38 protein-coding genes are annotated in these 23,684 nt (G+C 45.2%); 35 read left to right on the top strand and 3 right to left on the bottom strand.

Translation table 11 applies throughout. The annotated features are described in order from the left end of the window. Nucleotides 1-54 precede the first annotated feature (54 nt). From rpsS to rpsI, 29 genes are all read left to right on the top strand, one after another. Nucleotides 55-333, top strand: coding sequence for a 30S ribosomal protein S19 (rpsS, locus tag ACWXW9_RS26050; RefSeq protein WP_025685935.1), 279 nt, complete (start codon nucleotides 55-57; stop codon nucleotides 331-333). A gap of 36 nt (nucleotides 334-369) precedes the next feature. After that, nucleotides 370-702: a 50S ribosomal protein L22 gene (gene rplV, locus ACWXW9_RS26045; RefSeq protein ID WP_013312157.1), complete on the top strand. Its 333-nt coding sequence runs from the start codon at nucleotides 370-372 to the stop codon at nucleotides 700-702. Nucleotides 703-715: 13 nt separating this feature from the next. Next, complete coding sequence (rpsC, locus tag ACWXW9_RS26040; RefSeq protein ID WP_014278312.1) at nucleotides 716-1,381, top strand: 30S ribosomal protein S3; 666 nt, start codon at nucleotides 716-718, stop codon at nucleotides 1,379-1,381. Nucleotides 1,382-1,383: 2 nt separating this feature from the next. Then, entirely contained in the window at nucleotides 1,384-1,818 is a 435-nt protein-coding gene (gene rplP, locus ACWXW9_RS26035) for a 50S ribosomal protein L16 (protein ID WP_007432576.1), read from the top strand. After that, nucleotides 1,808-2,005 (top strand): 50S ribosomal protein L29, encoded by a 198-nt coding sequence (gene rpmC / locus ACWXW9_RS26030; protein WP_014278310.1) that lies wholly within the window; start codon nucleotides 1,808-1,810, stop codon nucleotides 2,003-2,005. Before rplP ends, rpmC begins: the two co-directional genes overlap by 11 nt. 50 nt (nucleotides 2,006-2,055) lie before the next feature. Then, complete coding sequence (gene rpsQ, locus ACWXW9_RS26025; protein ID WP_025685934.1) at nucleotides 2,056-2,319, top strand: 30S ribosomal protein S17; 264 nt, start codon at nucleotides 2,056-2,058, stop codon at nucleotides 2,317-2,319. Nucleotides 2,320-2,353: 34 nt separating this feature from the next. After that, nucleotides 2,354-2,722 carry a 50S ribosomal protein L14 gene (gene rplN / locus ACWXW9_RS26020; protein ID WP_007432573.1) on the top strand — a complete coding sequence of 123 codons (369 nt, stop codon included), beginning with the start codon at nucleotides 2,354-2,356 and terminating at the stop codon, nucleotides 2,720-2,722. Nucleotides 2,723-2,758: 36 nt separating this feature from the next. Further along, nucleotides 2,759-3,112 carry a 50S ribosomal protein L24 gene (rplX, locus tag ACWXW9_RS26015; protein WP_013312155.1) on the top strand — a complete coding sequence of 118 codons (354 nt, stop codon included), beginning with the start codon at nucleotides 2,759-2,761 and terminating at the stop codon, nucleotides 3,110-3,112. 31 nt (nucleotides 3,113-3,143) lie between these two features. Further along, entirely contained in the window at nucleotides 3,144-3,689 is a 546-nt protein-coding gene (gene rplE, locus ACWXW9_RS26010; protein WP_025685933.1) for a 50S ribosomal protein L5, read from the top strand. A gap of 76 nt (nucleotides 3,690-3,765) precedes the next feature. Then, on the top strand, nucleotides 3,766-3,951 hold the full coding sequence (locus tag ACWXW9_RS26005) for a type Z 30S ribosomal protein S14 (RefSeq protein ID WP_013312154.1): 186 nt from the start codon (nucleotides 3,766-3,768) through the stop codon (nucleotides 3,949-3,951). Between the two features lie 32 nt (nucleotides 3,952-3,983). After that, nucleotides 3,984-4,382, top strand: a complete 399-nt coding sequence (gene rpsH / locus ACWXW9_RS26000) for a 30S ribosomal protein S8 (protein ID WP_014278308.1) — start codon at nucleotides 3,984-3,986, stop codon at nucleotides 4,380-4,382. A gap of 33 nt (nucleotides 4,383-4,415) precedes the next feature. Next, entirely contained in the window at nucleotides 4,416-4,958 is a 543-nt protein-coding gene (rplF, locus tag ACWXW9_RS25995; RefSeq protein WP_014278307.1) for a 50S ribosomal protein L6, read from the top strand. Between the two features lie 115 nt (nucleotides 4,959-5,073). Beyond that, the gene (gene rplR / locus ACWXW9_RS25990; RefSeq protein ID WP_025685932.1) at nucleotides 5,074-5,442 is read left to right on the top strand and encodes a 50S ribosomal protein L18; all 369 of its coding nucleotides are present in this window, start codon (nucleotides 5,074-5,076) and stop codon (nucleotides 5,440-5,442) included. Nucleotides 5,443-5,469: 27 nt separating this feature from the next. Then, nucleotides 5,470-5,967 carry a 30S ribosomal protein S5 gene (gene rpsE / locus ACWXW9_RS25985; RefSeq protein ID WP_013312151.1) on the top strand — a complete coding sequence of 166 codons (498 nt, stop codon included), beginning with the start codon at nucleotides 5,470-5,472 and terminating at the stop codon, nucleotides 5,965-5,967. A gap of 12 nt (nucleotides 5,968-5,979) precedes the next feature. Next, on the top strand, nucleotides 5,980-6,165 hold the full coding sequence (gene rpmD / locus ACWXW9_RS25980) for a 50S ribosomal protein L30 (protein ID WP_014278305.1): 186 nt from the start codon (nucleotides 5,980-5,982) through the stop codon (nucleotides 6,163-6,165). 43 nt (nucleotides 6,166-6,208) lie between these two features. Further along, complete coding sequence (gene rplO, locus ACWXW9_RS25975; protein WP_494931778.1) at nucleotides 6,209-6,649, top strand: 50S ribosomal protein L15; 441 nt, start codon at nucleotides 6,209-6,211, stop codon at nucleotides 6,647-6,649. Further along, on the top strand, nucleotides 6,649-7,947 hold the full coding sequence (secY, locus tag ACWXW9_RS25970; protein WP_025685931.1) for a preprotein translocase subunit SecY: 1,299 nt from the start codon (nucleotides 6,649-6,651) through the stop codon (nucleotides 7,945-7,947). Before rplO ends, secY begins: the two co-directional genes overlap by 1 nt. A gap of 90 nt (nucleotides 7,948-8,037) precedes the next feature. Then, on the top strand, nucleotides 8,038-8,682 hold the full coding sequence (locus ACWXW9_RS25965) for an adenylate kinase (protein ID WP_134912318.1): 645 nt from the start codon (nucleotides 8,038-8,040) through the stop codon (nucleotides 8,680-8,682). A gap of 5 nt (nucleotides 8,683-8,687) precedes the next feature. Continuing rightward, complete coding sequence (locus ACWXW9_RS25960; RefSeq protein ID WP_494931763.1) at nucleotides 8,688-9,227, top strand: M24 family metallopeptidase; 540 nt, start codon at nucleotides 8,688-8,690, stop codon at nucleotides 9,225-9,227. A gap of 9 nt (nucleotides 9,228-9,236) precedes the next feature. Continuing rightward, complete coding sequence (locus tag ACWXW9_RS25955) at nucleotides 9,237-9,545, top strand: KOW domain-containing RNA-binding protein (RefSeq protein WP_134912322.1); 309 nt, start codon at nucleotides 9,237-9,239, stop codon at nucleotides 9,543-9,545. A 2-nt stretch (nucleotides 9,546-9,547) separates the two neighbouring features. Next, nucleotides 9,548-9,763, top strand: coding sequence for a translation initiation factor IF-1 (gene infA / locus ACWXW9_RS25950; RefSeq protein ID WP_006212898.1), 216 nt, complete (start codon nucleotides 9,548-9,550; stop codon nucleotides 9,761-9,763). A 117-nt stretch (nucleotides 9,764-9,880) separates the two neighbouring features. Beyond that, nucleotides 9,881-9,994, top strand: a complete 114-nt coding sequence (gene rpmJ, locus ACWXW9_RS25945) for a 50S ribosomal protein L36 (protein ID WP_003333770.1) — start codon at nucleotides 9,881-9,883, stop codon at nucleotides 9,992-9,994. A 21-nt stretch (nucleotides 9,995-10,015) separates the two neighbouring features. Then, on the top strand, nucleotides 10,016-10,384 hold the full coding sequence (gene rpsM / locus ACWXW9_RS25940) for a 30S ribosomal protein S13 (RefSeq protein WP_007432560.1): 369 nt from the start codon (nucleotides 10,016-10,018) through the stop codon (nucleotides 10,382-10,384). A 19-nt stretch (nucleotides 10,385-10,403) separates the two neighbouring features. After that, nucleotides 10,404-10,799, top strand: coding sequence for a 30S ribosomal protein S11 (gene rpsK / locus ACWXW9_RS25935; protein ID WP_013312144.1), 396 nt, complete (start codon nucleotides 10,404-10,406; stop codon nucleotides 10,797-10,799). A gap of 135 nt (nucleotides 10,800-10,934) precedes the next feature. After that, the gene (locus ACWXW9_RS25930) at nucleotides 10,935-11,879 is read left to right on the top strand and encodes a DNA-directed RNA polymerase subunit alpha (RefSeq protein ID WP_014278300.1); all 945 of its coding nucleotides are present in this window, start codon (nucleotides 10,935-10,937) and stop codon (nucleotides 11,877-11,879) included. A gap of 34 nt (nucleotides 11,880-11,913) precedes the next feature. Continuing rightward, on the top strand, nucleotides 11,914-12,279 hold the full coding sequence (gene rplQ / locus ACWXW9_RS25925; protein WP_013312143.1) for a 50S ribosomal protein L17: 366 nt from the start codon (nucleotides 11,914-11,916) through the stop codon (nucleotides 12,277-12,279). Between the two features lie 150 nt (nucleotides 12,280-12,429). Beyond that, complete coding sequence (gene truA, locus ACWXW9_RS25920; RefSeq protein ID WP_494931762.1) at nucleotides 12,430-13,215, top strand: tRNA pseudouridine(38-40) synthase TruA; 786 nt, start codon at nucleotides 12,430-12,432, stop codon at nucleotides 13,213-13,215. A gap of 183 nt (nucleotides 13,216-13,398) precedes the next feature. Further along, on the top strand, nucleotides 13,399-13,836 hold the full coding sequence (gene rplM / locus ACWXW9_RS25915) for a 50S ribosomal protein L13 (protein WP_354455262.1): 438 nt from the start codon (nucleotides 13,399-13,401) through the stop codon (nucleotides 13,834-13,836). Nucleotides 13,837-13,856: 20 nt separating this feature from the next. After that, the gene (gene rpsI, locus ACWXW9_RS25910) at nucleotides 13,857-14,249 is read left to right on the top strand and encodes a 30S ribosomal protein S9 (RefSeq protein ID WP_013312140.1); all 393 of its coding nucleotides are present in this window, start codon (nucleotides 13,857-13,859) and stop codon (nucleotides 14,247-14,249) included. A 365-nt stretch (nucleotides 14,250-14,614) separates the two neighbouring features. On the opposite strand, the gene ACWXW9_RS25905 is transcribed toward rpsI, so the two are convergent. Then, a complete protein-coding gene (locus tag ACWXW9_RS25905) occupies nucleotides 14,615-16,315 on the bottom strand; it encodes an NAD-dependent malic enzyme (RefSeq protein ID WP_494931761.1) in 1,701 nt (566 codons plus the stop codon). A gap of 311 nt (nucleotides 16,316-16,626) precedes the next feature. On the opposite strand from ACWXW9_RS25905, the gene ACWXW9_RS25900 reads away from it, so the two are divergent. From ACWXW9_RS25900 to ACWXW9_RS25885, 4 genes are all read left to right on the top strand, one after another. Then, nucleotides 16,627-17,319 (top strand): phosphoadenylyl-sulfate reductase, encoded by a 693-nt coding sequence (locus tag ACWXW9_RS25900; protein ID WP_494931760.1) that lies wholly within the window; start codon nucleotides 16,627-16,629, stop codon nucleotides 17,317-17,319. Nucleotides 17,320-17,370: 51 nt separating this feature from the next. Next, on the top strand, nucleotides 17,371-18,540 hold the full coding sequence (gene sat / locus ACWXW9_RS25895) for a sulfate adenylyltransferase (RefSeq protein ID WP_494931759.1): 1,170 nt from the start codon (nucleotides 17,371-17,373) through the stop codon (nucleotides 18,538-18,540). A gap of 69 nt (nucleotides 18,541-18,609) precedes the next feature. Further along, a complete protein-coding gene (cwlD, locus tag ACWXW9_RS25890; RefSeq protein WP_494931758.1) occupies nucleotides 18,610-19,386 on the top strand; it encodes an N-acetylmuramoyl-L-alanine amidase CwlD in 777 nt (258 codons plus the stop codon). A gap of 60 nt (nucleotides 19,387-19,446) precedes the next feature. After that, nucleotides 19,447-20,553: an Mrp/NBP35 family ATP-binding protein gene (locus ACWXW9_RS25885; RefSeq protein WP_494931757.1), complete on the top strand. Its 1,107-nt coding sequence runs from the start codon at nucleotides 19,447-19,449 to the stop codon at nucleotides 20,551-20,553. Between the two features lie 34 nt (nucleotides 20,554-20,587). Here ACWXW9_RS25885 and gerD read toward each other — a convergent pair whose 3' ends face one another. Both gerD and pdaB read right to left on the bottom strand, forming a co-directional pair. Then, on the bottom strand, nucleotides 20,588-21,337 hold the full coding sequence (gerD, locus tag ACWXW9_RS25880) for a spore germination lipoprotein GerD (RefSeq protein ID WP_494931756.1): 750 nt from the start codon (nucleotides 21,335-21,337) through the stop codon (nucleotides 20,588-20,590). Between the two features lie 106 nt (nucleotides 21,338-21,443). Beyond that, entirely contained in the window at nucleotides 21,444-22,223 is a 780-nt protein-coding gene (pdaB, locus tag ACWXW9_RS25875; RefSeq protein ID WP_494931755.1) for a polysaccharide deacetylase family sporulation protein PdaB, read from the bottom strand. A 99-nt stretch (nucleotides 22,224-22,322) separates the two neighbouring features. Here pdaB and ACWXW9_RS25870 point away from each other — a divergent pair, with 99 nt between their 5' ends. Both ACWXW9_RS25870 and ACWXW9_RS25865 read left to right on the top strand, forming a co-directional pair. After that, nucleotides 22,323-22,937 (top strand): stage II sporulation protein M, encoded by a 615-nt coding sequence (locus ACWXW9_RS25870; RefSeq protein WP_494931754.1) that lies wholly within the window; start codon nucleotides 22,323-22,325, stop codon nucleotides 22,935-22,937. Nucleotides 22,938-23,131: 194 nt separating this feature from the next. Continuing rightward, a complete protein-coding gene (locus ACWXW9_RS25865) occupies nucleotides 23,132-23,362 on the top strand; it encodes a hypothetical protein (RefSeq protein WP_444956078.1) in 231 nt (76 codons plus the stop codon). Nucleotides 23,363-23,684 lie beyond the last annotated feature (322 nt).

Below are 23,684 nucleotides of genomic sequence, written 5' to 3'. Positions count from 1 at the left end.
CGCACGTTAACATATTAAGGAACGACAACGTTTTAACGAAGGGAGGATTCATACATGGGTCGCAGTCTCAAAAAAGGACCATTCGTTGATGGTTACCTGCTGAAAAAAGTAGAGGTTTTGAACGAATCGGACAAGAAAGTCGTGATCAAAACTTGGTCCCGTCGCTCTACGATTTTCCCACAATTTATCGGACATACGTTTGGTGTATACGATGGTCGTAAACACGTGCCAGTATACGTAACGGAAGATATGGTCGGACACAAATTGGGCGAATTCGCTCCAACACGTACCTATAAAGGCCATACGGATGACGATAAGAAAACAAGAAGATAATCAACACAGCGTAGTGTTTGAGAGGAGGTAAACTCAATGGAAGCAAAAGCACATGCTAAATCCGTACGGATTTCTGCTCGTAAAGTTAAACTCGTTATCGATTTGATCCGCGGTAAGCAGGTTGGTGAGGCGATCGCAATTCTTCGTCACACTCCGAAATCCGCTTCACCAGTCGTTGAGAAGCTGTTGAACTCTGCTATTGCAAATGCAGACCACAACTACTCTTTGGACGTGAACAAGTTGGTAGTATCACAAGTTTTTGTAAACCAAGGTCCTACAATGAAACGGTTCCGCCCGCGTGCAATGGGTCGTGCAAGCCGCATCAATAAACGCACCAGTCATATTACTCTGGTGGTATCTGAAAAATAAGGAGGGAAAACGTGTGGGCCAAAAGGTAAATCCCGTCGGACTCCGAATCGGTATTATCCGTGATTGGGAATCCAAATGGTATGCAGGCAAAGATTTCGGTGATCTTTTGCTGGAAGACGTTAGAATTCGTGAACATCTGAAAAAAAGATTGAAAGATTCCGCTGTATCCCGTGTTGAAATCGAGAGAGCAGCTAACCGCGTCAACGTAACGATTCACACTGCGAAACCTGGTATGGTTATCGGTAAGGGTGGTTCCGAAGTTGAAAACTTGCGTAATGAAATCACTAAAATCGCAGGCGGTAAAAAGGTACACATCAATATCTCTGAAATTAAAAATCCTGAGCTGGATGCAATCTTGGTTGCAGAGAGCATTGCACAACAATTGGAACGTCGCGTTTCTTTCCGTCGTGCTTTGAAACAAGCGATCCAAAGAACTATGCGTTCCGGAGCAAAAGGAATTAAAACTCAAGTAGGCGGACGTCTTGGCGGTGCCGAAATCGCTCGTTCCGAAGGGTACAGCGAAGGAACAGTTCCACTGCATACGCTTCGTGCCGACATTGACTACGGTACAGCGGAAGCTCATACTACTTACGGGCGTATTGGCGTAAAAGTATGGATCTATCGTGGAGAGGTTCTTCCTCCAGCCAAGAAACAAGCTCCTCAGGAAGGAGGCAACTAATCATGTTGGTACCAAAACGCGTAAAACATCGTAAGCAACAACGTGGTCATATGAAGGGTCGTGCAAAAGGCGGCACTACACTGAACTTTGGTGAGTATGGTTTGCAAGCTACTGAACCTGCATGGATTACTAACCGTCAGATCGAAGCTGCTCGTATTGCGATGACTCGTTACATCAAACGTGGTGGTAAGGTTTGGATTAAAATTTTCCCTGACAAACCAATTACTCAGAAGCCTCTTGAGGTTCGTATGGGTAGTGGTAAAGGTAACGTAGAAAAATGGGTTGCAGTAGTGAAACCAGGTAAGATCATGTTCGAACTTGCTGGTGTTCCGGAAGAGATTGCTCGTGAAGCAATGCGTCTTGCCGCTCACAAACTGCCAATCAAAACTAAGTTTGTGAAACGTGAAGAATTGGGTGGTGAAGCAAATGAAGGCTAGTGAATTTCGCAACCTAACCACTGCTGAAATTGAACAAAAGATCTCTGGGTTCAAAGAAGAACTCTTTAACCTTCGTTTTCAACTCGCTACCGGTCAGCTTGATAACCCGACTCGGATCGGCGATGTACGTAAGGAAATTGCTCGTGCTAAAACCGTGATCCGTGAAAGAGAACTTGGGATTAGCTAAGATATCAGACCGGGTGGAGATTCCGCCTGTAATTAGGAAGGAGGCCAACAATGAGCGAACGTAATGCCCGTAAAGTGTTAGTCGGTAAAGTAGTCAGCGATAAAATGGACAAAACGATTGTGATTGCTGTAGAAACTTACAAAAAACATGATCTCTACCATAAACGTATCAAAGTAACAAAGAAATTCAAAGCTCATGATGAAAACAACACCGCACAAATCGGTGATACTGTTAAAATCATGGAAACTCGCCCTTTGTCCAAAGACAAAAACTGGAGACTGGTCGAAATCATTGAAAAAGCTGTTATAATTTAATGTAGCGTAGTTTTTCCGAAAGGAGGATAAATAAATGATTCAACCATTTACACGTTTGACTGTAGCTGACAATTCCGGCGCGAAGGAACTGATGTGTATCCGTGTGCTCGGTGGTACGGGACGTCGTACAGCTCAAATTGGTGACCTGATCGTTTGTTCCGTAAAACAAGCAACACCAGGCGGCGTTGTCAAAAAGGGTGATGTAGTAAGAGCGGTTGTCGTTCGTACTAAACGTTCTATCCGCCGTAAAGACGGTTCCTATATCGGATTTGACGAGAACGCAGCAGTGGTCGTTAAAGAAGACAAGAGCCCACGTGGTACTCGTATTTTCGGACCAGTTGCTCGTGAACTTCGTGACAAGGACTTCATGAAAATCGTTTCCTTGGCTCCGGAAGTGATCTAAATTCACCTTAAAATGTGCCTGTAGGAGGTGTACGAAATGCCAAAAGTGAAAAAAGTTCTGGAATCCCATAACAACAAGCTGCACGTCAAAAAAGACGACACTGTTCTGGTGATTACTGGTAAAGATAAAGGTAAAAAAGGTCGCGTTATCGCTGCTTACCCTCGTCAAAACCGTGTGCTTGTGGAAGGTGTTAACATGATTAAAAAACACCAAAAGCCTAATCAGTTGAATCCACAAGGCGGCATCATCGAGAAAGAAGCTCCGATTCACGTTTCCAACGTTATGCACATTGATCCGAAGAGCGGAAAAGTAACTCGTGTTGGTTACAAAGTATTGGACAACGGAAAAAAAGTGCGCATTGCAAAACGTTCTGGCGAAGTGATCGACTAATTAATTTTCAAAGAAAGGAGGTCTATGATTCATGGCAACAACAAGAATGAAAGAGCGTTTCTTGAAAGAAATCACTCCTGCCTTGATGCAGAAGTTTAGCTATACATCAGTAATGCAAGTGCCTAAAATCGAGAAAGTTGTAATCAACATGGGTGTTGGCGACGCAGTCCAAAACTCCAAAGTGCTCGATTCGGCTGTGAGCGACATGCAGTTGATCGCTGGTCAAAAACCAGTAATCACTCGCGCAAAAAAATCTATTGCAGGTTTTAAATTGCGTGAAAACATGCCAATCGGTGTTAAGGTAACACTTCGTGGCGAGCGTATGTATTATTTCTTGGACAAATTGTTCAATATCACGCTTCCTCGCGTACGTGACTTCCATGGTGTTTCAACAAAAGCTTTCGACGGACGTGGTAACTACACACTTGGTCTGAAAGAACAATTGATCTTCCCGGAAATCGAGTACGATCAAGTTGATAAAGTTCGTGGTATGGACATCGTTATCGTAACGACTGCCAAAACTGACGAAGAGTCCCGTGAGCTTCTGACTCAACTGGGCATGCCTTTCGCAAAGTAATGTTGGCATAACGTTTTGGGCGTCTGATATAAGAGACACCCTGTTCTCCGAAACTATTTAGGAGGTGTCAGGCTAAGTGGCAAAAACTTCAATGAAAGTCAAACAACAACGCACACCAAAGTTTAAAGTTCGTGCTTATACTCGTTGCGAGCGTTGTGGTCGTCCACATTCGGTACTGCAAAAGTTTAAGATCTGCAGAATTTGCTTCCGTGAATTAGCTTATAAAGGCCAGATTCCTGGCGTGAAAAAAGCAAGCTGGTAAAAAGTCCTGTTTGGGAAGGAGGTTTATACACAATGACTATGTCTGATCCAATTGCAGATATGCTTACTCGTATTCGTAACGCGAACACAGTTCGTCACGAAACAGTAGAAATGCCTGCATCTACAATGAAAAAACAAATCGCCGACATCCTGAAACGTGAAGGATTCATTCGTGATGCGGAATTTGTTGAAGATAGCAAACAAGGGATCATCCGTGTTTTCTTGAAATACGGTGCAAACAACGAACGTGTTATTACAGGTTTGAAAAGAATCAGTAAACCAGGTCTTCGTGTTTACACGAAGAGCAACGAAATTCCACGCGTTCTGGGTGGACTCGGGATCGCGATCATTTCGACATCCAAAGGTATCATGACCGACAAAGAAGCACGTCAGTCTAAAGCCGGCGGAGAAGTGGTTTGCTACGTTTGGTAAGATAACGTTTAAAAGATAGGAGGTGCAACAGATATGTCCCGTATTGGTCGTAAGCCAATCACAGTACCAAGTGGTGTTGACGTAACTTTGAACAACACAGCGATCACAGTTAAAGGTCCTAAAGGAACATTGACTCGTGAGCTTCATAAAGACATGTCCGTTACTGTGGAAAACAATGAAATCAACGTAATTCGTCCTTCGGACAACAAACTTCACCGCTCTTTGCATGGAACAACCCGCAGCGTTGTCAACAACATGGTAAGTGGTGTAACTGAAGGGTTTTCAAAATCTCTGGAGCTGGTTGGGGTCGGATATCGTGCAAGCAAATCCGGAGATAAAATCGTTCTGAACGTTGGATACTCTCACCCGGTTGAAATCACACCGGAAGCGGGCATCGAATTCGAAGTTCCTTCGAACACTAAAATCATCGTTCGTGGAATTGATAAAGAGCGTGTAGGTGCCTATGCTGCTAAAATTCGTTCCGTTCGTGAACCTGAGCCCTACAAAGGTAAAGGGATTAAATACGAAGGCGAGCGCATCATTCGTAAAGAAGGTAAAGCCGGTAAGAAGAAATAAGTTTCTTACCGACTTTGTGCGGTCTTTCTGCAGGAAAGACTTCGTGCTTCTTTTTTACCCAGTGCGTCTTAGTATAAAGCTTTAAAAGGCAAACTGAAGGGAGTGAAAACTTAAGATGATTACAAAACAAGATAAAAATAAAGCACGTGTCAGAAGACATCTGCGTGTACGTAAGAAAATCGAAGGTACGGCTTTGCGTCCTCGTTTGAACGTATTCCGGTCTTCCAAACATATCTACGCACAATTGATTGATGATGTAGCTGGTGTAACATTGGTATCTGCATCCACTATGGATAAAGAACTGAGCAGTGAGATCAAAAACGGTGGTAGCGTAGAGGCGGCTCGTAAGGTTGGCGAACTCGTTGCTAAACGTGCAAAAGAAAAAGGTCATGCTAACATCGTATTTGACCGTGGTGGATACTTGTATCATGGACGGATTCAAGCTTTGGCTGATGCAGCTCGCGAAGCAGGCCTTGAATTCTAAGACATTTCTCAAAAGGAGGTTAACGACTTGCGTGTAGATCCGAACACTTTGGAACTGACTGAAAGAGTAGTAAATATTAATCGTGTAGCTAAAGTTGTCAAAGGCGGACGCCGTTTCAGCTTTAGTGCTCTGGTAGTAGTAGGCGACGGTAACGGCTGGGTAGGCGCCGGAATCGGTAAAGCTGGCGAAGTACCTGATGCGATTCGCAAAGGTATTGAAGATGCTAAGAAAAACTTGGTTCACGTTCCGCTCGTAGGAACAACTATTCCTCACCTTGTTACAGGTAAGTTCGGTGCTGGCCGGGTTCTGTTGAAACCGGCATCGGAAGGTACTGGAGTTATCGCTGGCGGTCCGGTTCGTGCTGTACTGGAACTTGCTGGTGTAGGTGATATCTTGACAAAATCTCTGGGTTCTTCGAATTCCATGAACATGGTCAATGCGACATTGGAAGGTTTGTCCCGCTTGAAACGCGCTGAAGAAGTTGCAAAATTGCGCGGCAAATCCATCGAAGAGCTGCTGGGCTAAGGAGGGAATGTCATGGCGAAATTAGAAATTACCCTCGTTCGTTCGTTGATCGGTCGTCCTGGTACTCAAAGAACGACTGTTAAAACGCTCGGCTTGCGTAAAATCAACCATAAAGTAATTCAACCCGACAATCCAGCGATTCGCGGGATGATCAATCAAGTTAGCCATTTGGTTTCTGTTAAAGAAATCGAGGCATAGGAAATAAAGCATTTTAACAATAATCAAGGAGGTGCAACGAACGATGAAGTTACATGAGCTTTCCCCAGCTCCAGGCTCCCGCAAAGAACGTAAACGTTTGGGTCGTGGTCCTAGTAGCGGTACGGGTAAAACTTCTGGTCGTGGTCATAAGGGTCAAAACGCTCGTTCCGGCGGTGGTGTACGTCCGGGCTTCGAGGGTGGTCAAAACCCACTGTATCGTCGCTTGCCTAAACGCGGTTTCGTAAATCCTACTCGTAAAGAGTATGCGGTTTTGAATATCGAAGATTTGAACAATTTTGCAGCGGGTACAGAAGTAAGCCCTGAGTTTTTGCTGAACAATGGCATTGTGAAAAACGCGAAATCCGGAATTAAAATTCTGGGTAACGGTGAAATCACTGTAAAATTGACAGTTAAAGCGAACAAGTTCTCTCAATCTGCGGTAGAGAAAATTGAAGCTGCCGGCGGTAAAACCGAGGTGATCTAATGTTCAAGACCCTGAAAAATATATGGCGGGTTGAGGATCTTAGAACCCGAATCCTGTTTACCCTGTTTATACTGTTTGTATACCGTATTGGCTCCTTCGTGCCGGTTCCCGGCGTGAACAAGCAAGTCTTTACTTCTCAGGATCAGGCAGGAAGCGAGTTGTTTGGACTCCTTAACACCTTCTCAGGGGGCGCTTTATATCAGTTCTCGATCTTCGCCCTCGGGATTATGCCATATATTACAGCGTCCATCATTGTACAGTTGCTGTCAATGGACGTTATTCCGAAACTTGCGGAATGGGCTAAACAAGGAGAGCATGGTAAAAAGAAGTTGGCTCAACTTACACGGTATGGTACGGTAATACTGGGCTTGATTCAAGCATTCGGAACGTCGATCGGCTTTAACCGACTGTATGGTGCAGCGATGATTCCAGGAGCCACTTTTGCAGATTATCTGGTAATAGCTATTGTGCTTACAGCAGGAACTACGTTCCTTATGTGGCTAGGTGAGCAAATTACCGAAAAGGGAATCGGCAACGGTATCTCTATCGTTATCTTTGCAGGGATCGCGGCAGGTATTCCAAGACATATCCGGACGGTTGTAGAATCCCAGTTTATTCAGGCAGATCAGCTGTTTATGAATATTCTGAAGGCAATTATTATTGCCTTGGTGATTATTCTGATTATTGTGGGTGTTATCTACATCCAGCAAGGTATTCGGAAAATCCCGGTACAATACGCCAAACGTGTAGTTGGTAACAAAATGTACGGTGGCCAGAATACGCATATTCCGATGAAAATTAATGCGGCAGGCGTTATTCCGGTAATCTTTGCGGTATCATTGCTGCAATTCCCGACAATTATTGCGAGTTTTTGGGCAGACCATGCTTGGGCGAAGTGGATTACCACTTACTTGTATTATGACAAGCCGCTGGGTATGGTTTTGTATGTCGTAATGATTATCGGTTTCACATTCTTCTATACCTTTGTACAGATGAATCCGCAGCAAATGGCCGACAACATGAAGAAAAACGGCGGTTATATTCCGGGAATTCGCCCGGGTAAAGCCACGGAGAAATACCTGACACGAGTAATGTCACGTTTGACAATGACAGGAGCTTTGTTCCTGGCAGTCATATCCGTATTGCCGGTATTCTTCGGTTCGCTTTCGGGCTTGCCTCGTTCCGTGCAAATTGGCGGTACTTCATTGCTCATCATTATCGGTGTAGCATTGGATACGATGAAGCAGATCGAAAGCCAACTGATCAAACGCCATTACAAAGGCTTCATCAACAAATAGGCAACAGGTTCCGGCTTAGGATGTTCGCATACTTACCGGCACCTTTTGTGCTGTTTCTTGTGTAGGGGTCGTCTTGAGGAGTGACAGATTGTGAATATTTTAATCATGGGCCCTCCGGGGGCTGGTAAAGGTACACAAGCAGATGTCATTGTGAAGGAATTCGGCATTCCTCATATCTCGACAGGTGATGCGTTTCGCCTGGCGATGAAACAGGGAACACCTATTGGCATTAAAGCCAAGGAATATATCGACAAGGGTGAACTTGTTCCGGATGATGTAACGATTGGTATCGTTGAAGAGCGGCTGCAACAGCCGGACTGTAAGAAAGGTTTCTTGCTGGACGGTTTTCCTAGAACTTTGGCTCAGGCTGAAGCCTTGGATCAAATTTTGGGTCGTTTGGATACGAAGCTTGATGATGTCATCAACCTGAAAGTGGATCGTGACAAATTGTTGGTACGAATCACAGGACGGCGAGTTTGCAAAATCTGTGGAACTAGCTATCATGTTGTCTTTAATCCTCCGAAGGTTGAAGGCATTTGCGATAAAGATGGCGGGGAGCTCTATCAGCGCCCTGACGATAACGAGGATAGCGTAAGAACACGACTTGACGAATATAGTAATAAAACAGCACCACTCCTCACGTTTTATGAGAACCAGAATCTTCTGCGTCATATTGACGGAGAACAGGATATTGATGTGGTTTCCAAAAATATCGTGTCCTTGTTGCGGGGTTAGCTGTAATGATCATTTGCAAGTCGGGGACGGAATTAAGCTTTATGAGGAAAGCTGAGAGAGTGGGTACGGAAACGAATCATTTCTTGGTGGAACACATCGAGCCCGGTATGACGACCGGTGAACTTGATCATTTAGCTGATCGGTATATTCGCAGTCAAGGAGCTGTGCCGTCTTTTAAAGGTTATAACGGTTTTCCTGCCAGCATTTGCGCTTCAGTCAACGAACAACTGGTGCACGGATTTCCCGGCAAACGCAAGTTAAACAAAGGCGATATCATCGCGAAGACTCGCCAGTTTACAATGTCGCATGCCATTCGGCAATATATTGAGAATCCAAACCGTGGTATTCCCGAACAGGGGCCGAGGCTGAAAACCGGCATGGTGCTGGCTATTGAACTCATAGTTCATATAGGTTCTCGCCATGTGGGGGCGCTGGAAGACAACTGGACGGTCGTAACGGTGAACGTGGCCTCTCGTGCTCGTAACGAGCAAGCGGTGGCGGTCACAACGGACGGCATGGACATTTTCACGAAACTGAGTGCGTAGGTGATTTGAATGATTCAGCAAGGAAACCTGCAAATCGGTCAGCTGGTGAAGATTCTGAAAGGCAGAGATGTCGGACAGATTGCGGTTGTCGTTTCTATAGCGGACAGCAGGTTTGTATATATTGCGGATGGGGACAAACGAAAGTTTGATCAGTCGAAGAAGAAAAACGTTCTTCATCTGATGCCTCAGCCCAAGATTAGTAGCGAGGTTGTAAACAGTTTAAACGAAAGCGGTCGGGTGACAAATGGAAAGCTGCGTCATGCAGTGAAAACTTTCTTGGAGTCGTCCGAATACCAAGCTGAAGAGAAAGGAGACTGACTTTGGCCAAAGAAGATGTCATTGAGGTTGAAGGTACGGTAATCGAGCCACTGCCGAACGCTACGTTCAAGGTAGAGCTGGAGAACGGTCATCAAATTCTTGCACATGTTTCCGGAAAACTGCGGATGCACTTTATCCGTATTTTGACAGGCGACAAGGTGGTTGTACAGTTATCGCCTTACGATTTAACTAAAGGCCGTATTACGTACCGCAAGTAATTCATGCAGGTTTAATTAAACGTACGTCATTTAAAAAAACTTGTTTTGCTCGGCAAAACGATGTGAATGTTCACGAAGCGAGTTTTACCAGGGTAAAGCTTGGAGGAGGTAATCAACATGAAGGTAAGACCTTCTGTAAAACCTATTTGCGAGAAATGCAAAGTCATTCGCCGTAAAGGGAATGTAATGGTTATTTGCGAAAATCCGAAACACAAACAAAAACAAGGTTAATAGAAGGGGGTGTAGCGTAAAATGGCTCGTATAGCTGGTGTGGATTTGCCACGTGACAAACGCGTTGAGATCGCCTTGACTTACATTTTCGGAATCGGTAAAACGACTTCTCAGAAAATTTTGAAGGAAACAGGCATCAGTGCAAACACGCGTGTTCGTGATTTGACTGAAGATGAAGTGAGCAAATTACGTGAAACGATCGACAAAGAAGTTAAAGTAGAAGGCGATCTGCGTCGTGAAATTTCCTTAAATATTAAACGTCTGACTGAGATTGGCTGCTACCGTGGTGTTCGTCACCGTCGTGGATTGCCTGTTCGCGGACAACGTACCAAAACTAATGCTCGTACCCGTAAAGGTCCTCGTCGGACTGTAGCGAACAAAAAGAAATAAGAAGGGAGGATAACATTCAATGGCTAAACCGAAAAAAGTTGTACGTACAAAACGCCGTGACCGTAAAAATATCGAGACTGGCGTGGCACACATCCGTTCCACGTTCAACAACACGATCGTTACGATCACAGATCCACACGGTAACGCAATCTCTTGGGCCAGCTCAGGCGGCATGGGATTCCGTGGTTCCCGTAAATCTACTCCATTCGCAGCTCAAATGGCCGCAGAAACTGCTGCTAAGGCTGCAATGGAACACGGCATGAAGACTGTCGAAGTCATGGTTAAAGGACCAGGCGCAGGACGCGAAGCAGCAATCCGCTCTTTGCAAGCAGCTGGACTGGAAGTTAACCTGATTAAAGACGTAACTCCGGTACCTCATAACGGATGCCGTCCTCCAAAACGTCGTCGCGTCTAATGAGATTTCTCCTCTGCGTGTAGTATAAATCCGGCGCAAACTGCCAAGAATGGATGTTTAGGCATACTGCATGATAGACTATGGATAAGGTGAATGTTTCATATAGGAGCGACGTTTTGAAGGAGGGATATTGCAGTGATAGAAATCGAAAAGCCGAAAATTGAGACGGTAGACGTCAATGATGATGGCACCTATGGAAAATTCGTAGTAGAACCGCTGGAACGCGGGTACGGTACGACGCTAGGAAACTCGCTTCGCCGTATTCTGTTATCCTCGTTACCGGGGGCAGCAGTCACATCGGTTCAGATCGATGGAGTTTTGCACGAATTTGCAACGGTTCCCGGTGTGAAGGAAGACGTAACGGAGATCATACTGAACCTGAAAGCTTTATCGCTTAAAATCCACTCGGATGAAGAGAAGGTACTCGAAATCGATGCGGAAGGCGAAGGAGTTGTAACGGCAGGAGATATCCGTGCGGACAGTGATGTGGAAATTCTTAATCCGGATCTTCACATTGCTACGCTCGGACCGGGTTCGAGACTTCACATGCGTATTTTCGCCAATCGCGGTCGCGGTTACGTTAAGCAGGATCGGAATAAACGTGATGACCAGCCGATCGGCGTCATTCCCGTCGACTCCATCTACACTCCGATTTCACGCGTGAACTATGGCATAGAAAATACGCGTGTCGGCCAGGTTACGAATTATGACAAGCTGACACTTGAGGTTTGGACTGACGGAAGTATCCGCCCTGAGGAAGCAGTAAGCCTTGGAGCAAAAATTTTGACCGAGCATGTGATGTTGTTCGTGGGTCTAACCGATGAAGCAAAAGATGCGGAAATTATGGTCGAAAAAGAAGAAGACAAGAAAGAAAAAGTTCTTGAAATGACGATCGAAGAGCTGGATCTCTCCGTCCGTTCCTATAACTGCCTTAAGCGCGCTGGTATCAATACGGTACAAGAACTCACTACTAAATCTGAAGAAGATATGATGAAGGTCCGCAACCTGGGCCGCAAATCTTTGGAAGAAGTACAAGAGAAGCTCGAGGAACTTGGTTTAGGACTTCGTACGGAAGAATAGTACAGCAACGTTTTTGTGAAGGAGGGGAAACTACATGGCATACCAAAAATTGGGCCGTAACTCCAGTGCCCGTAAAGCTTTGTTTCGTGATTTGGTAACCGATTTGTTCTTGTACGAGCGTATCCAAACTACTGAGGCTAAAGCGAAAGAAGTTCGTTCTATTGCTGAAAAACTGATCACCAAAGCGAAAAAAGGAGATCTGCATGCACGCCGTCAAGTGGCTGCGTTCGTTCGCCGTGAAACTTTGGATGGTGAGCAGGATGCAATCCAAAAGCTGTTTAGCGAATTGGCTACACGTTACACCGAGCGTCCAGGTGGATACACACGTATCCTGAAATTGGGACCTCGTCGTGGCGATGCCGCTCCAATGGTATATCTGGAACTGGTTGACCGCGCGTAAACAGGCGAAGATGAGGGAAGGGTGGACAGAATCAGCTTGATTCTGAACAACCCTTTTTTTCTCTTGGAGGAGTCCTTGAGGGGCTTCTCCTTTGTTATGTACGGTTATTCCTTATAAGACCAGTGAATACCCCGCAAAGGTGTGAGAGACATGCGGAACTTGTGCATGAAGGTGAACTATGACGGAACCCGCTATGATGGCTTTCAGACGCAGCCCAGTGGTAATACCATTCAGGACTATCTTGAAAATGCTATTTACTCATTGACGGGCGAACGTCTTAAAATCACAGGCTCAGGCCGCACAGACGCAGGTGTACATGCATATGGACAGGTATTCAATTTTCATACTGAATCACCGATCCCGATACAGCGCTGGTGTCTGGCACTCAATGCCTGGCTGCCTCGTGATATCATCGTTACGGATGCGAAAGAGGTGCCGTTGTCCTTTCATGCACGCCGTATGGCGAAGCGGAAGACGTATCGGTACAGCATTAATGCGAACCGGTTTCCGGACATCTTTCACCGTCGTACACAGGCACATCACCCGACGAGTTTGGATATACGAGCGATGGAGGAAGGGCTGGCCCATTTGATCGGCACTTTTGACTATACATCGTTCGCATCCCGACGTTCCCAGAAAACGAACCATGTCCGTACAATTTACGAAGCCTACATGACGGTAGACCATTCCTTTTCACGTCCGGGTTCGGATGATCAGGGAATTATTCATACGTATATTACTGGCAGCGGTTTTTTGCAGCACATGGTTCGGATCATTATGGGGACTTTGCTGGAAGTGGGGGAAGGCAAAAAATCGGTGGATGATATTCCTTCCATTTTGGAGGCTAAAAATCGCTCAAAGGCCGGTCCTACGGCTGTTGGACATGCTTTAACCCTCTGGAATGTGGAGTACGACGAAAACATCAAAAAACATTGATTTTACCCTTGCAGAATTGATGGTTATCCTGTAATATAAAAGTTGTGTTTTCTTAATGGCTTTCCCACAGCCCCAATTAAGATGATCACTTTCAAACAACATCTAATCCATCAATAATGCAGCAACTTAACGAACGAAGATAAATGATGATTTCTGTTAACGAACTTAAGGAGGAAACTTTTCATGCGTACTACGTATATGGCGAAGCCAAATGAAGTTGAGCGCAACTGGCACATCATTGATGCCGAAGGCAAAACGCTCGGCCGTCTGGCAAGCGAAGCGGCTGCGTTGATTCGCGGCAAACACAAGCCACAGTTTACACCACATGTGGACACAGGTGATTTTGTTGTTGTAATCAATGCGGAGAAAATCGTATTGACTGGTAAGAAAATGGAGAACAAAAAATACTATCGTCACTCCCTGCATCCGGGTGGTCTGAAAGTAACGGTTGCACAAGACATGGTTAAGAACAAGCCTGAGCGTATGCTGGAATTGGCTGTTCACGGTATGCTTCCTAAAACTCGTCAAGGCGAGAAAATGAAGCTGAGACTTAAAGCTTACAAAGGCGCAGAGCATCCACATGCAGCACAAAAACCTGAAGTTTACGAACTTCGCGGATAATTAAAAGGGAGGACAGTTTCATGGCACAAGTACAATACTATGGGACAGGTCGTCGTAAACATTCGGTAGCTCGTGTTCGTCTCGTACCGGGTGAAGGACGCATTGTCATCAACAAGCGTGATATTAATGAATATTTCGGTTTAGAAACACTCAAACTGATCGTAAAACAACCTTTGAACCTGACTGAAACAGTAGGTAGCTATGACGTACTCGTTATCGCTCATGGTGGTGGTATCTCTGGTCAAGCAGGCGCAATTCGCCACGGTATTTCCCGTGCTCTGCTGAAAGCAGATCCGGAATTCCGTCCAGCTTTGAAAAAAGCAGGATTCCTGACTCGTGATCCACGTATGAAAGAACGTAAAAAATACGGTCTCAAAGCCGCTCGTCGTGCTCCACAGTTCTCGAAACGTTAATATTTCGAATACAGAAGAACCTTTTCCTTTATGGAAAGGGTTCTTTTTTTGCTTTTATAAATATTTTTTAAAAAATATCCACATGTGGATAAGTGCTACAGTTGCCCTAACTAGAACGTTTGATTCATCCTCAACCCTTCATGTAACCAGATAGTAAAGTGTAGGAGTGAATTATAAAGCCGTATGGGTACAAAATAACCGCCTTGATTGCAAGGAACACTCGAAGTTGTCCACGTTGTGATCAAAGGCAGTTACGTTATGCACAATTTTATTTGTTTTTTTAACTCAGTTTATCCCGTTATGTTCATAACTTGTGACTAAATACAACAAGAAGTGAATACTCAACATACTTCCGTATAATCGTCTTAGCTTAGCGCAGTTACACGTCTATAGTTCGGTTTCCACATGAGTTCACGAAGCGACTGCTCTATATGATCTGGTTGGACACTGGCTATACCGTCCTGTATAGCTGCTTTGGCCACAGCTAAGGCTACAGCAAAGGATACCTCTTTCAGCTTGTGTACACTGGGGAGAAGGGCGCTTCCGGGTTTAGTGCTGTCCACCATCTCGGCTACAGCATTTGCAGCGGCAGTAAACATACTTCCAGTGATCGTCTTGGCCTGTACTGCAATCGCGCCAAGCCCCAATCCTGGGAACACAAATGCATTGTTCGATTGTCCAATCTCATAAACCGTCCCTTCATAGGTGACAGGCTCAAAGGGGCTTCCAGTAGCGATAAGCGCCCTACCTTGTGTCCAGCGGATTAGATCCTCTGGAATTGCCTCTGCGAGCGCTGTAGGGTTAGACATAGGCATAATGATAGGCCGTTTAACGTGGTTAGCCATTTCTTTTATAATTTTCTCTGAGAAAGCCCCGTGGACACCTGAGGTGCCGATCAGTATAGTAGGCTTAATCTGACGAATGACCTCAAGCAGAGTAATTTTACCGTCATCGGACCGTGCCCATGAACGTACTTCGTCTTCGGAACGTAGATAGGGCTTTTGAAAATCGAATATATTCTCCATCCCCTCGATTAACAGCCCTCGGTAATCATAAGTCCAAAAACGTTGGCTGCTTTCCTTCTCAGATAGTCCTTGCTTCATCATAGCATCTCGAATCTGGTCGGCATTTCCAATCCCTGCAGCACCGGGGCCAAAAATAAGAATACGTTGCTTATGCAACGGAATTCCCGTCACCTTTAACGCCGAAATAACAGCTGCTAATGTAACCGCACCCGTTCCTTGTATGTCATCATTAAACGTGAGAATATGTTCTCCGTACTTTTCCATAATATTGCGGGCATTAACATTGCCCATATCTTCCCAATGAAGAAGTGCCTTCGGGAACTGTCCCCATGTATGCTGTACAAACGCATCAATAAAACGGTCATACTGCTCTCCACGCACCCGCTGTTGTCGATTACCGATGTAGAGAGGGTCTTGTAGCAGTTTTTCATTGTTCGTCCCAACATCTAAAACGATAGGTAGCACACGCCCCGGATTAATACCAGCTGCCGCTGTATACACCGCTAACTTACCTATGGCGATGTTAATGCCTCCCACACCCCAATCCCCGATACCGAGTATGCTTTCGGAGTCAGTAACCACGATTAAGTCTACATCGTCAGCGCTCAATTGCGTGTTGGCAAAAGCCTGTGCGATGCCGTCCACATTATTAATGGAAAGATATACCCCACCGGGACGATGATACTCATGGCTGTATTCCTGAATAGCTTGACCTACGGTCGGTGTATAGACAATCGGAAGCATTTCGCTCAGGTGATCCGTAAGGAGACGATAGTATAAGACCACATTCCGATTATACAAGTCATTCAACGAAGCATTCTTACGCAGCGTGGTTGGTTGAGCGAGAAACTGCTTGTACGCACGTTCGGCCTGCTCTTCCAAGGTCAGGACTGTCGGAGGCAGTATACCTTCAAGCCCCAACTCCTTCCGTTCATTCGGTGTAAAGGCGACACCCTTGTTTAAAAGCGGATTGGCGAGTACATCTTTTCCTTTGAGCGGAGTAGCGAGCGAACCGTCTTTGTTGACGTAAAAAGCTTCCATTCAAGCGAACCTTCTTTCTATGACTGATTACTTTTAGTTACCAAGTAACTTTAGGATGATTCCCAAATGTATTGTATAAGAATATTTTATATAAAGTCAATGAACTTGGTCGGATACGGAGGATAGGGTTATAGAATGCTTGCAGGGCAACGATTCTGCATTTTTAGGGCCAAAGATTGTATGCATAAGGACACAATCCCTTGGATTGACAATGCACATGAAAGTTTTATACTTTATTTATTCTTATTAGTTTAGTCGGTATTGGAATGCTGGAATTTATTTATGAATCTTCATATGGAGGCGCATTGATAATGAACTTGTTGGAGAAAGAAGAGTTGATCAAAGTCAAGGCAATTGAGCTGGAAGAGGCTACGCCTGAGGAAATTATTCAGTATGCTGTTCATACGTTTCCGAATCTTACCTTTGCTTGTAGCTTTGGGGCGGAGGATGTAGTGCTTGTAGATATGCTGCAAAAAATTAGTCCCTCCAGTGATATTTTTTATTTGGACACTGACTTTCATTTTCAAGAAACGTACGATACGCGTGATCAGATGAAGGAAAAATACAACATGGATTTTGTGCGGGTATCTCCCTTAATTACTCCGGAAGAGCAAGCGGCCAAGCATGGAGAAGAGCTTTGGAAATCAGATCCCAACACATGCTGTGGTATACGTAAAGTAGAGCCGCTGACACGTATTTTATCGCAATACGATGCATGGATTACCGGGATCCGCCGAGATCAGGCTCCTACCCGTGCAAATGCAAAAAAGATAGAGTATGACGAAAAGTTCGGTCTCGTTAAATTCAACCCGTTGGCGAGCTGGACATCAGAGGACGTGTGGAACTATATTCATACACATAAAGTGCTGTATAATCCGCTACATGATCGTAACTATCCCAGCATCGGTTGTGAGCAATGTACGCGTCAAGTCCTTCCAGGCGAAGATCCTCGTGCTGGTCGCTGGTCAGGCAGTGAGAAAACGGAATGTGGACTCCATCAATAACGATAAACAAGTAGCTGTCAATCTCATTTATGAACAGAAAGGAAGTGCATTATGGCTGCAATTCTTCCACATGGTGGAACGCTTGTCGATAGAATCATTACAGGCCCAGAGCAAAAAACACTTTTGCAGGCCGCCCGTGAATTGTTTCCTATCCGTGTAAACTCGTGGACTATTTCCGATCTGGATTTGATTGGAGTGGGGGCATTTTCTCCGCTGACAGGGTTTATGAACGAAGTCGACTATCGGTCGGTGGTAGCGGATATGCGTCTTGCCGATGGTACAGTCTGGAGTATCCCCATTACGCTTGCGGTTACGGAGATCATAGCCGGGGAACTTACATTGGGTCAACAGGTCGCTTTAGTGGGTGAAACGGACGGTACCATATATGCTGTACTTGATATTGAGAGTATATATCAGGTTGATCAGGCAGAGGAGGCCAGACGTGTATTCAAGACAAATGATCCGGCGCATCCTGGCGTTAAAAAACTTTTGGAGCGACCAGCTACTTATGTAGGGGGATCTGTGCAGGTGCTGAATCGGCCAGAACCCGCGCAATTTGGTGAGTTTTATTACACACCGACGCAGACACGCAATCATTTTGCTGAAAAAGGCTGGAAAACAGTAGTCGGATTCCAAACACGTAATCCCGTACACCGGGCGCATGAGTACATCCAAAAAAGCGCGATGGAGATTGTCGATGCGTTATTTCTGAATCCGCTCGTGGGTGAAACCAAGTCAGATGACGTTCCAGCAGATGTGCGTATGAAGAGCTATCTGGTGCTGCTGGACAACTATTATCCGGCTGACCGTACCTTTTTGGGCGTGTTTCCTGCTGCTATGCGATATGCTGGCCCGAGAGAGGCTATTTTTCATGCCATTGTGCGGAAGAACTACGGGTGTACCCATTTTATTGTAGGAAGGGACCATGCGGGTGTAGGAGACTACTACGGTACGTACGAAGCTCAGGATATTTTCAAAAACTTCACACCTGAGGAACTGGAGATTACCCCGTTGTTCTTCGAACACAGCTTTTATTGTACCCGATGTGGAAATATGGCCTCTAGCAAAACATGCCCTCATCCCAAGGAACATCATTTGACGCTTTCAGGCACCAAAGTGCGGGAATTGTTACGTTCAGGGGTTTGCCCGCCACCTGAATTTACACGACCGGAAGTCGCCCAAGTGTTGATTGAAGGTATGAAAGAATTTGTTCATTCCTGAGTTGTACTATTTACGCGCCTCGTCCCATATAGATCATTAGTATCTGTATAGGGACGGAGGCGTTTTGTTATGCAAAAAAACAATCGTAAACACGAGGTTACACTGTGGATTCGCTATCGGACGCTGAAAAAAATACTGCTGGGCTGCTGTCTCGCCGTTCTGTTTATCACGCTGACTTTATATGAGATACCTGCTTCGAAAGCCTGGACCCATTGGAGTCTTCCACTTAACGGTAAAGTAATTGCCATAGATGCAGGACATGGAGGACCAGATGGGGGGGCTGTCAGCAAGGAAGGCGTCATTGAGAAGGACATTAATCTGGCGATTGCCTTTTATTTGCGAGATTATTTGCAGCAAGCAGGGGCCATTGTCGTCATGACCCGGGAGGCTGACCGTGATTTGGCGCAGCAAGAAACCAAGGGCTATGCTAAAAGAAAAACGGAGGATCTGAAGCAGCGTGTACGCATGATTGAGGAGCATAAAGCGGATCTCTTTTTAAGTATTCACATGAACAGCATCCCGTCGAGCCGCTGGAGTGGAGCCCAAACCTTTTACGTCCCTAATCATGCGGATAACGAAAATTTGGCCTCCCTCATTCAGGAGGAGATTAAACGCAACCTGGAGAACACAGACAGAGTGGCCAAGACGGTGAACACGGTATATTTACTCAAGGCTCTCAAAATGCCATCAGCTCTCGTAGAAGTCGGCTTTTTGTCCCATCCGGAGGAAGCCAGACGACTGAGTGATGAAACCTATCAGAGACAGGTAGCGGCAGCGATTTATAAGGGAGTGCTTCGTTATAGCGCTGGGGAAAAGGGAGTCTCGTCAGCACCAGAGGTCAGATAGTGGTATACTGTAAGTGTTTACAACTACGTAAATTCATTGAAGCAGAGGTGCTGATTATTCATGCAATCCAGAGAGCAAGTTATAGAGCTACTTCAACAGGTACGAGAGCCTCATACAGGTCATCGTTTGGTCGCTCTTCATTTTATTCGGGATGTAGTTATTAAAGAGGATCGTGTATCCTTGACCGCGATTAGTCTGAATCCGGAGGAAGGAGCACGGGCAGAGCTGGAGCGGGAAATCAGGCAGACGTTGGAAGAAGCGGGGCTGAACCATATTCATATTCGTATTCGTGAAGCGTCTGAGCATGAAAGATCCGCCATTCAGACGGGAGAGAATGCGGAGGAAGCGGCCGACCCGGTTTTGACCAAGGGACATGCTGCTGGTATGGAAGAACATGAGCTGCTGAATCCGGCATCTGGCGTACGGTTTATCGCCATTGCCAGCGGAAAAGGCGGTGTCGGGAAATCGACGGTGGCTGTAAATCTAGCGGCTGCCTTGGCTAGACAGGGCAAACGTGTAGGTTTGATTGATGCGGACATTTATGGATTTAGCGTACCGGATATGATCGGGGCCGAGGACGTTCCTACCGTAGAAGACGGCATTATTCAGCCGGTGGAGCGATTCGGCATCAAGATTATGTCTATGGGCTTTTTTGTCAGGGAGAACAACCCCGTGATCTGGAGAGGACCCATGCTGGGAAGAATGCTCAGACAGTTTTTTAGCGATGTGGAATGGGGCAAGCTGGACTATATGATTCTTGATTTACCGCCGGGAACCGGGGATGTAGCGCTTGATGTACACCAGATGATCCCGCAGAGTGAAGAAATCATTGTGACTACTCCTCATGCAACCGCAGCCTTTGTGGCCGCCCGTGCAGGAGCAATGGCGCTCCAAACGGATCATAAGGTCATTGGCGTTGTGGAAAACATGTCCTATTATGTATCTTCTACTGGAGAGAAGGACTATGTTTTCGGCCGTGGGGGTGGGGCTATGCTGGCGGACACTCTTCATACAAAGCTGCTGGCGCAAATTCCGTTGGGTATTCCGGATAATCATCCGTCAGAGGCGGATTTCTCACCATCTGTATATAAATCCGAATCGGCAACGGGAGCAATCTATAACGATATCGCCACTCAAATTACGACGCTACACGCCGAATCTGAATAAGAAAAAAAGGCTGGTTGCTGAACCAGCCTTTTTGTTATTGACCTCCTTGTCCGCCGCTGCTATCACCACTACCGCCACCTTGTTTTTGACCGCTTGATCCGTCTTGACCACCACTTTTTTTCTCAACCTTGGGTTGAAGCTCTTCTTGTACGACAGTTTTGAGTAAATTCATGACCTCAAGTCGGAAAATAGGATTCTGCATCGCATCATGCATAACCGTCATAGATTGTTTGCGGTATTCAGGGGTTTTAGTTAAATCCATATACATTTTGGTCAGTTCTGGCGATTTGAGCATCGCCTCAATAGATTTTTGATAAGAAGGGTCTTTAATAAGTTGCATATGAAGTTGCTTACTTTGGCTGTTGATGGCCTTGGCAAATTCACCGGCAAAGCGCGGATCAGTCATAATTTTCTCGATTTCCTTTTTGTATTCCGGAGAAACCAGAGTATCCTTGACTGCGATCTTCATCTGTTCTGCTGACTGTGTGGGCATAATCATTTTCATTCCCATACTGCCGCCGGAGCCTCCGCCAGATCCACCTCCAGATCCACCACCTTCGCTGCCTTGATCGGATTGTCCATCTTTCGATGAGCTGCTTTCCCCGGTCAAAGCTTCCTCCACTGCTTTTTTCCCGTCATCGCTTTTTAAAATATCGACAACCATCGTTTTCATTTCTTTATAGCTGTTCTGGGGAGGCGCCGAGCTCTGGTCCGAACCACAGCCAGTTAGCGCAACGCCCAGTACGCATATCATGCTGACTAATCGCAAACGAGTCCAATTCATGGCCGTATTCCTCCTTCATCATGAATGTGGATAGTATGCGATTGGATGAGGTGAAATATGTTGTCTGAATTTTGGTTTTTTGTTGAGAACGTTGTAAAATAACTCCTTAAAGACCCAGGGCCTGATCACGAACCTCTTTGCCTTTTACTGTTCCCTGTTGAAGCAGTTCGGATACAGTTACAAATTCATAACCTTGTGCACGCAATTTGTCGATAATGACGGGCAGCGCTTCATGAGTTTGTTTACAGGAATCACTGGCATGCAGAAGAACAATGTCACCGGGATGTGCTTTTTTCACAACACGGTCAATAATGACCTGAGTACCTGGGTTCTTCCAATCTAAAGAATCAGTGTCCCACTGGATTGTTTTGTAGCCTAAAGTGCTGGCGACCTGAAGAACCCTTTTGTCGAAATCGCCATTAGGCATACGGATCAACTTCGGCGACTGCCCGGTCAGCTCGGTCAACGTGGTGTGGGCTGTTGAAATCTGCTTACGAATGTCCTCATCACTTAGACTGCTGTAATTTTCATGTTTATGTCCATGGCTGCCGATCTCATATCCACGATCTTTTATCTGATTCACAAGCTCCGGGTGTGTTTTGCTCCATGGGGAGGAAAGAAAGAAGGTGGACTTGTTCACTTTTTTATCCTCAAGAACCTTTAGGATGGGTTCAGTACGCTTATCTCCCCAACTAATGTCAAAGGTAAGAGCGATCAGCTTTTTGTCTGTGGGTACACTATAAATAGCCGCTGGTACTTCCTCGGAAAAAACGGTGACATTATCAGTTTCTACATAAATGACCCCAATAGCGAAAATGGCTGCCGCCGCTACGATAAAGAACCGTTTAATTTTTTTGCCATTCAGTACATAAAAAAAAGAATTCATGGTTAATAACGCCCCTTTCATCATAGAAGTGCTTGTTTACTTAAAGCTATGCCTGGGGTTGTCAATTATGCCATTGGACTAACAGGAGGGACTGATCTGATGGGATTAAAAGCATTTCTACATGATTTACACACGACAAGACGGTTGACTTTAGTTTCCGCATTTCTGTTTTGCATAAGTATTGTGGTGGGCTGGTTAAGTACAGGGGCTATTCAATCTATATTGGCTCAACAATTGTCAGGATTGGGGGAAGTGGCTCAGCGTTTGCAGCAGACTGAACATCCTCAATGGAGTTTTTTTGTGTTTATCTTTTTCAATAATGCTATCAAGTGTGTGCTGGTTATATTTGTAGGGGCTTTATTTGGAATCGTACCGTTTGTATTTTTAATTATGAATGGGATGGTTTTAGGGTTTGTCGTACACTTACAGGCGGATACGGGCAGAAGCTTGTATGAGATTATTGTAAAAGGACTGCTTCCGCATGGTGTAATTGAATTACCTGTTTTAATTATCGCCTGTGCTTTCGGTTTGAAGTTTGGGGGGCAGGTGATGTCCTCGATCGGTGCAGGCATAGGGTTGAAACGAAAAGGGCTTGCCCAAACGTGGGAGTCGTTTATGAAACAGACGTTGAGGGTGTCTATATGGTCCGTTGTTCTGCTGCTTATTGCTGCTGCAATCGAGAGTGGAATAACGTATCGTTTATTGTCACATTAAAATATTATGGTCGGTTATTTATATTTTTCCTGAAAATTGAACATAACAAAGGGGAGAGCCCAAAGAGAAAACATGGAATTAAATCGGAATAAGTTTGAAACCTTAGCAGTTGAGTTTAAAAACAGGTAAAGACTGGAACAATAGTTGAACGAATATAAGCACTATATAATAAGCTGATAAGGGAGTATGGTCATATGCTGGGAATGCTGTTTAACGAAAAAGAATGCAAGGAACTGGATTATGTTCTTCGTAAGGAACTTGATGAAATGCTGCTTGATATGAGCGATACCCGATTGGATCAGGATATTCGTTATGCGATAGCACTTCGGTATAAAACAGTTTTCCGCATGTATGCCCGCTTTGCCCCCCCCAAGGAACTATCCAAATATGCCCGCAGAGGGCGCGTCCCCCAAACCAAACAATAAAAGATATAAGAGCCAATTATAAAAACAGAGATATCAGGAAGTTAACCCTCAAGAAGTTTATACTTTCTGATATCAAAATAAGTGTTGACTCTATTTAGGATTCATGGTAAATTAATTTTCGTTCCTTTTTGAGGAATTTGCTCGAAAAAAAGAAATTAAAAAAACTCTTGCAAATCTCATAAAGTAATGATATATTATAAAGGTCGCCACTGAGACGCGGTGATGAAACAAAGCAAGAACGATAGCAAGATATAATGCAGGTTTGATCTTTGAAAACTGAACAACGAGTGAGTGAACCGCGAAGGTTTCGGACATGCTGCAA

Source organism: Paenibacillus sp. LT-B23, assembly GCF_059417685.1.
This window is presented reverse-complemented; position numbering and strand designations above follow the sequence as displayed.

Coding starts and splice junctions, on each gene's coding strand:
- rplP (WP_007432576.1), top strand. CDS start 1,384: ATGTTGGTACCAAAACGCGTAAAACATCGTAAGCAACAACGTGGTCAT.
- rplR (WP_025685932.1), top strand. CDS start 5,074: ATGATTACAAAACAAGATAAAAATAAAGCACGTGTCAGAAGACATCTG.
- rpsM (WP_007432560.1), top strand. CDS start 10,016: ATGGCTCGTATAGCTGGTGTGGATTTGCCACGTGACAAACGCGTTGAG.
- rpmD (WP_014278305.1), top strand. CDS start 5,980: ATGGCGAAATTAGAAATTACCCTCGTTCGTTCGTTGATCGGTCGTCCT.
- rpsI (WP_013312140.1), top strand. CDS start 13,857: ATGGCACAAGTACAATACTATGGGACAGGTCGTCGTAAACATTCGGTA.
- rplN (WP_007432573.1), top strand. CDS start 2,354: ATGATTCAACCATTTACACGTTTGACTGTAGCTGACAATTCCGGCGCG.
- rplF (WP_014278307.1), top strand. CDS start 4,416: ATGTCCCGTATTGGTCGTAAGCCAATCACAGTACCAAGTGGTGTTGAC.
- rplQ (WP_013312143.1), top strand. CDS start 11,914: ATGGCATACCAAAAATTGGGCCGTAACTCCAGTGCCCGTAAAGCTTTG.
- rpsH (WP_014278308.1), top strand. CDS start 3,984: ATGACTATGTCTGATCCAATTGCAGATATGCTTACTCGTATTCGTAAC.
- rpsQ (WP_025685934.1), top strand. CDS start 2,056: ATGAGCGAACGTAATGCCCGTAAAGTGTTAGTCGGTAAAGTAGTCAGC.
- rpsS (WP_025685935.1), top strand. CDS start 55: ATGGGTCGCAGTCTCAAAAAAGGACCATTCGTTGATGGTTACCTGCTG.
- rplM (WP_354455262.1), top strand. CDS start 13,399: ATGCGTACTACGTATATGGCGAAGCCAAATGAAGTTGAGCGCAACTGG.
- rplV (WP_013312157.1), top strand. CDS start 370: ATGGAAGCAAAAGCACATGCTAAATCCGTACGGATTTCTGCTCGTAAA.
- sat (WP_494931759.1), top strand. CDS start 17,371: ATGGCTGCAATTCTTCCACATGGTGGAACGCTTGTCGATAGAATCATT.
- ACWXW9_RS25865 (WP_444956078.1), top strand. CDS start 23,132: ATGCTGGGAATGCTGTTTAACGAAAAAGAATGCAAGGAACTGGATTAT.
- cwlD (WP_494931758.1), top strand. CDS start 18,610: ATGCAAAAAAACAATCGTAAACACGAGGTTACACTGTGGATTCGCTAT.
- rplX (WP_013312155.1), top strand. CDS start 2,759: ATGCCAAAAGTGAAAAAAGTTCTGGAATCCCATAACAACAAGCTGCAC.
- gerD (WP_494931756.1), bottom strand. CDS start 21,337: ATGAATTGGACTCGTTTGCGATTAGTCAGCATGATATGCGTACTGGGC.
- ACWXW9_RS25905 (WP_494931761.1), bottom strand. CDS start 16,315: ATGGAAGCTTTTTACGTCAACAAAGACGGTTCGCTCGCTACTCCGCTC.
- ACWXW9_RS25955 (WP_134912322.1), top strand. CDS start 9,237: ATGATTCAGCAAGGAAACCTGCAAATCGGTCAGCTGGTGAAGATTCTG.
- rpmC (WP_014278310.1), top strand. CDS start 1,808: ATGAAGGCTAGTGAATTTCGCAACCTAACCACTGCTGAAATTGAACAA.
- rplO (WP_494931778.1), top strand. CDS start 6,209: ATGAAGTTACATGAGCTTTCCCCAGCTCCAGGCTCCCGCAAAGAACGT.
- pdaB (WP_494931755.1), bottom strand. CDS start 22,223: ATGAATTCTTTTTTTTATGTACTGAATGGCAAAAAAATTAAACGGTTC.
- ACWXW9_RS25885 (WP_494931757.1), top strand. CDS start 19,447: ATGCAATCCAGAGAGCAAGTTATAGAGCTACTTCAACAGGTACGAGAG.
- truA (WP_494931762.1), top strand. CDS start 12,430: ATGCGGAACTTGTGCATGAAGGTGAACTATGACGGAACCCGCTATGAT.
- rpmJ (WP_003333770.1), top strand. CDS start 9,881: ATGAAGGTAAGACCTTCTGTAAAACCTATTTGCGAGAAATGCAAAGTC.
- secY (WP_025685931.1), top strand. CDS start 6,649: ATGTTCAAGACCCTGAAAAATATATGGCGGGTTGAGGATCTTAGAACC.
- ACWXW9_RS25870 (WP_494931754.1), top strand. CDS start 22,323: ATGGGATTAAAAGCATTTCTACATGATTTACACACGACAAGACGGTTG.
- rplE (WP_025685933.1), top strand. CDS start 3,144: ATGGCAACAACAAGAATGAAAGAGCGTTTCTTGAAAGAAATCACTCCT.
- rpsK (WP_013312144.1), top strand. CDS start 10,404: ATGGCTAAACCGAAAAAAGTTGTACGTACAAAACGCCGTGACCGTAAA.
- ACWXW9_RS25900 (WP_494931760.1), top strand. CDS start 16,627: ATGAACTTGTTGGAGAAAGAAGAGTTGATCAAAGTCAAGGCAATTGAG.
- ACWXW9_RS25960 (WP_494931763.1), top strand. CDS start 8,688: ATGATCATTTGCAAGTCGGGGACGGAATTAAGCTTTATGAGGAAAGCT.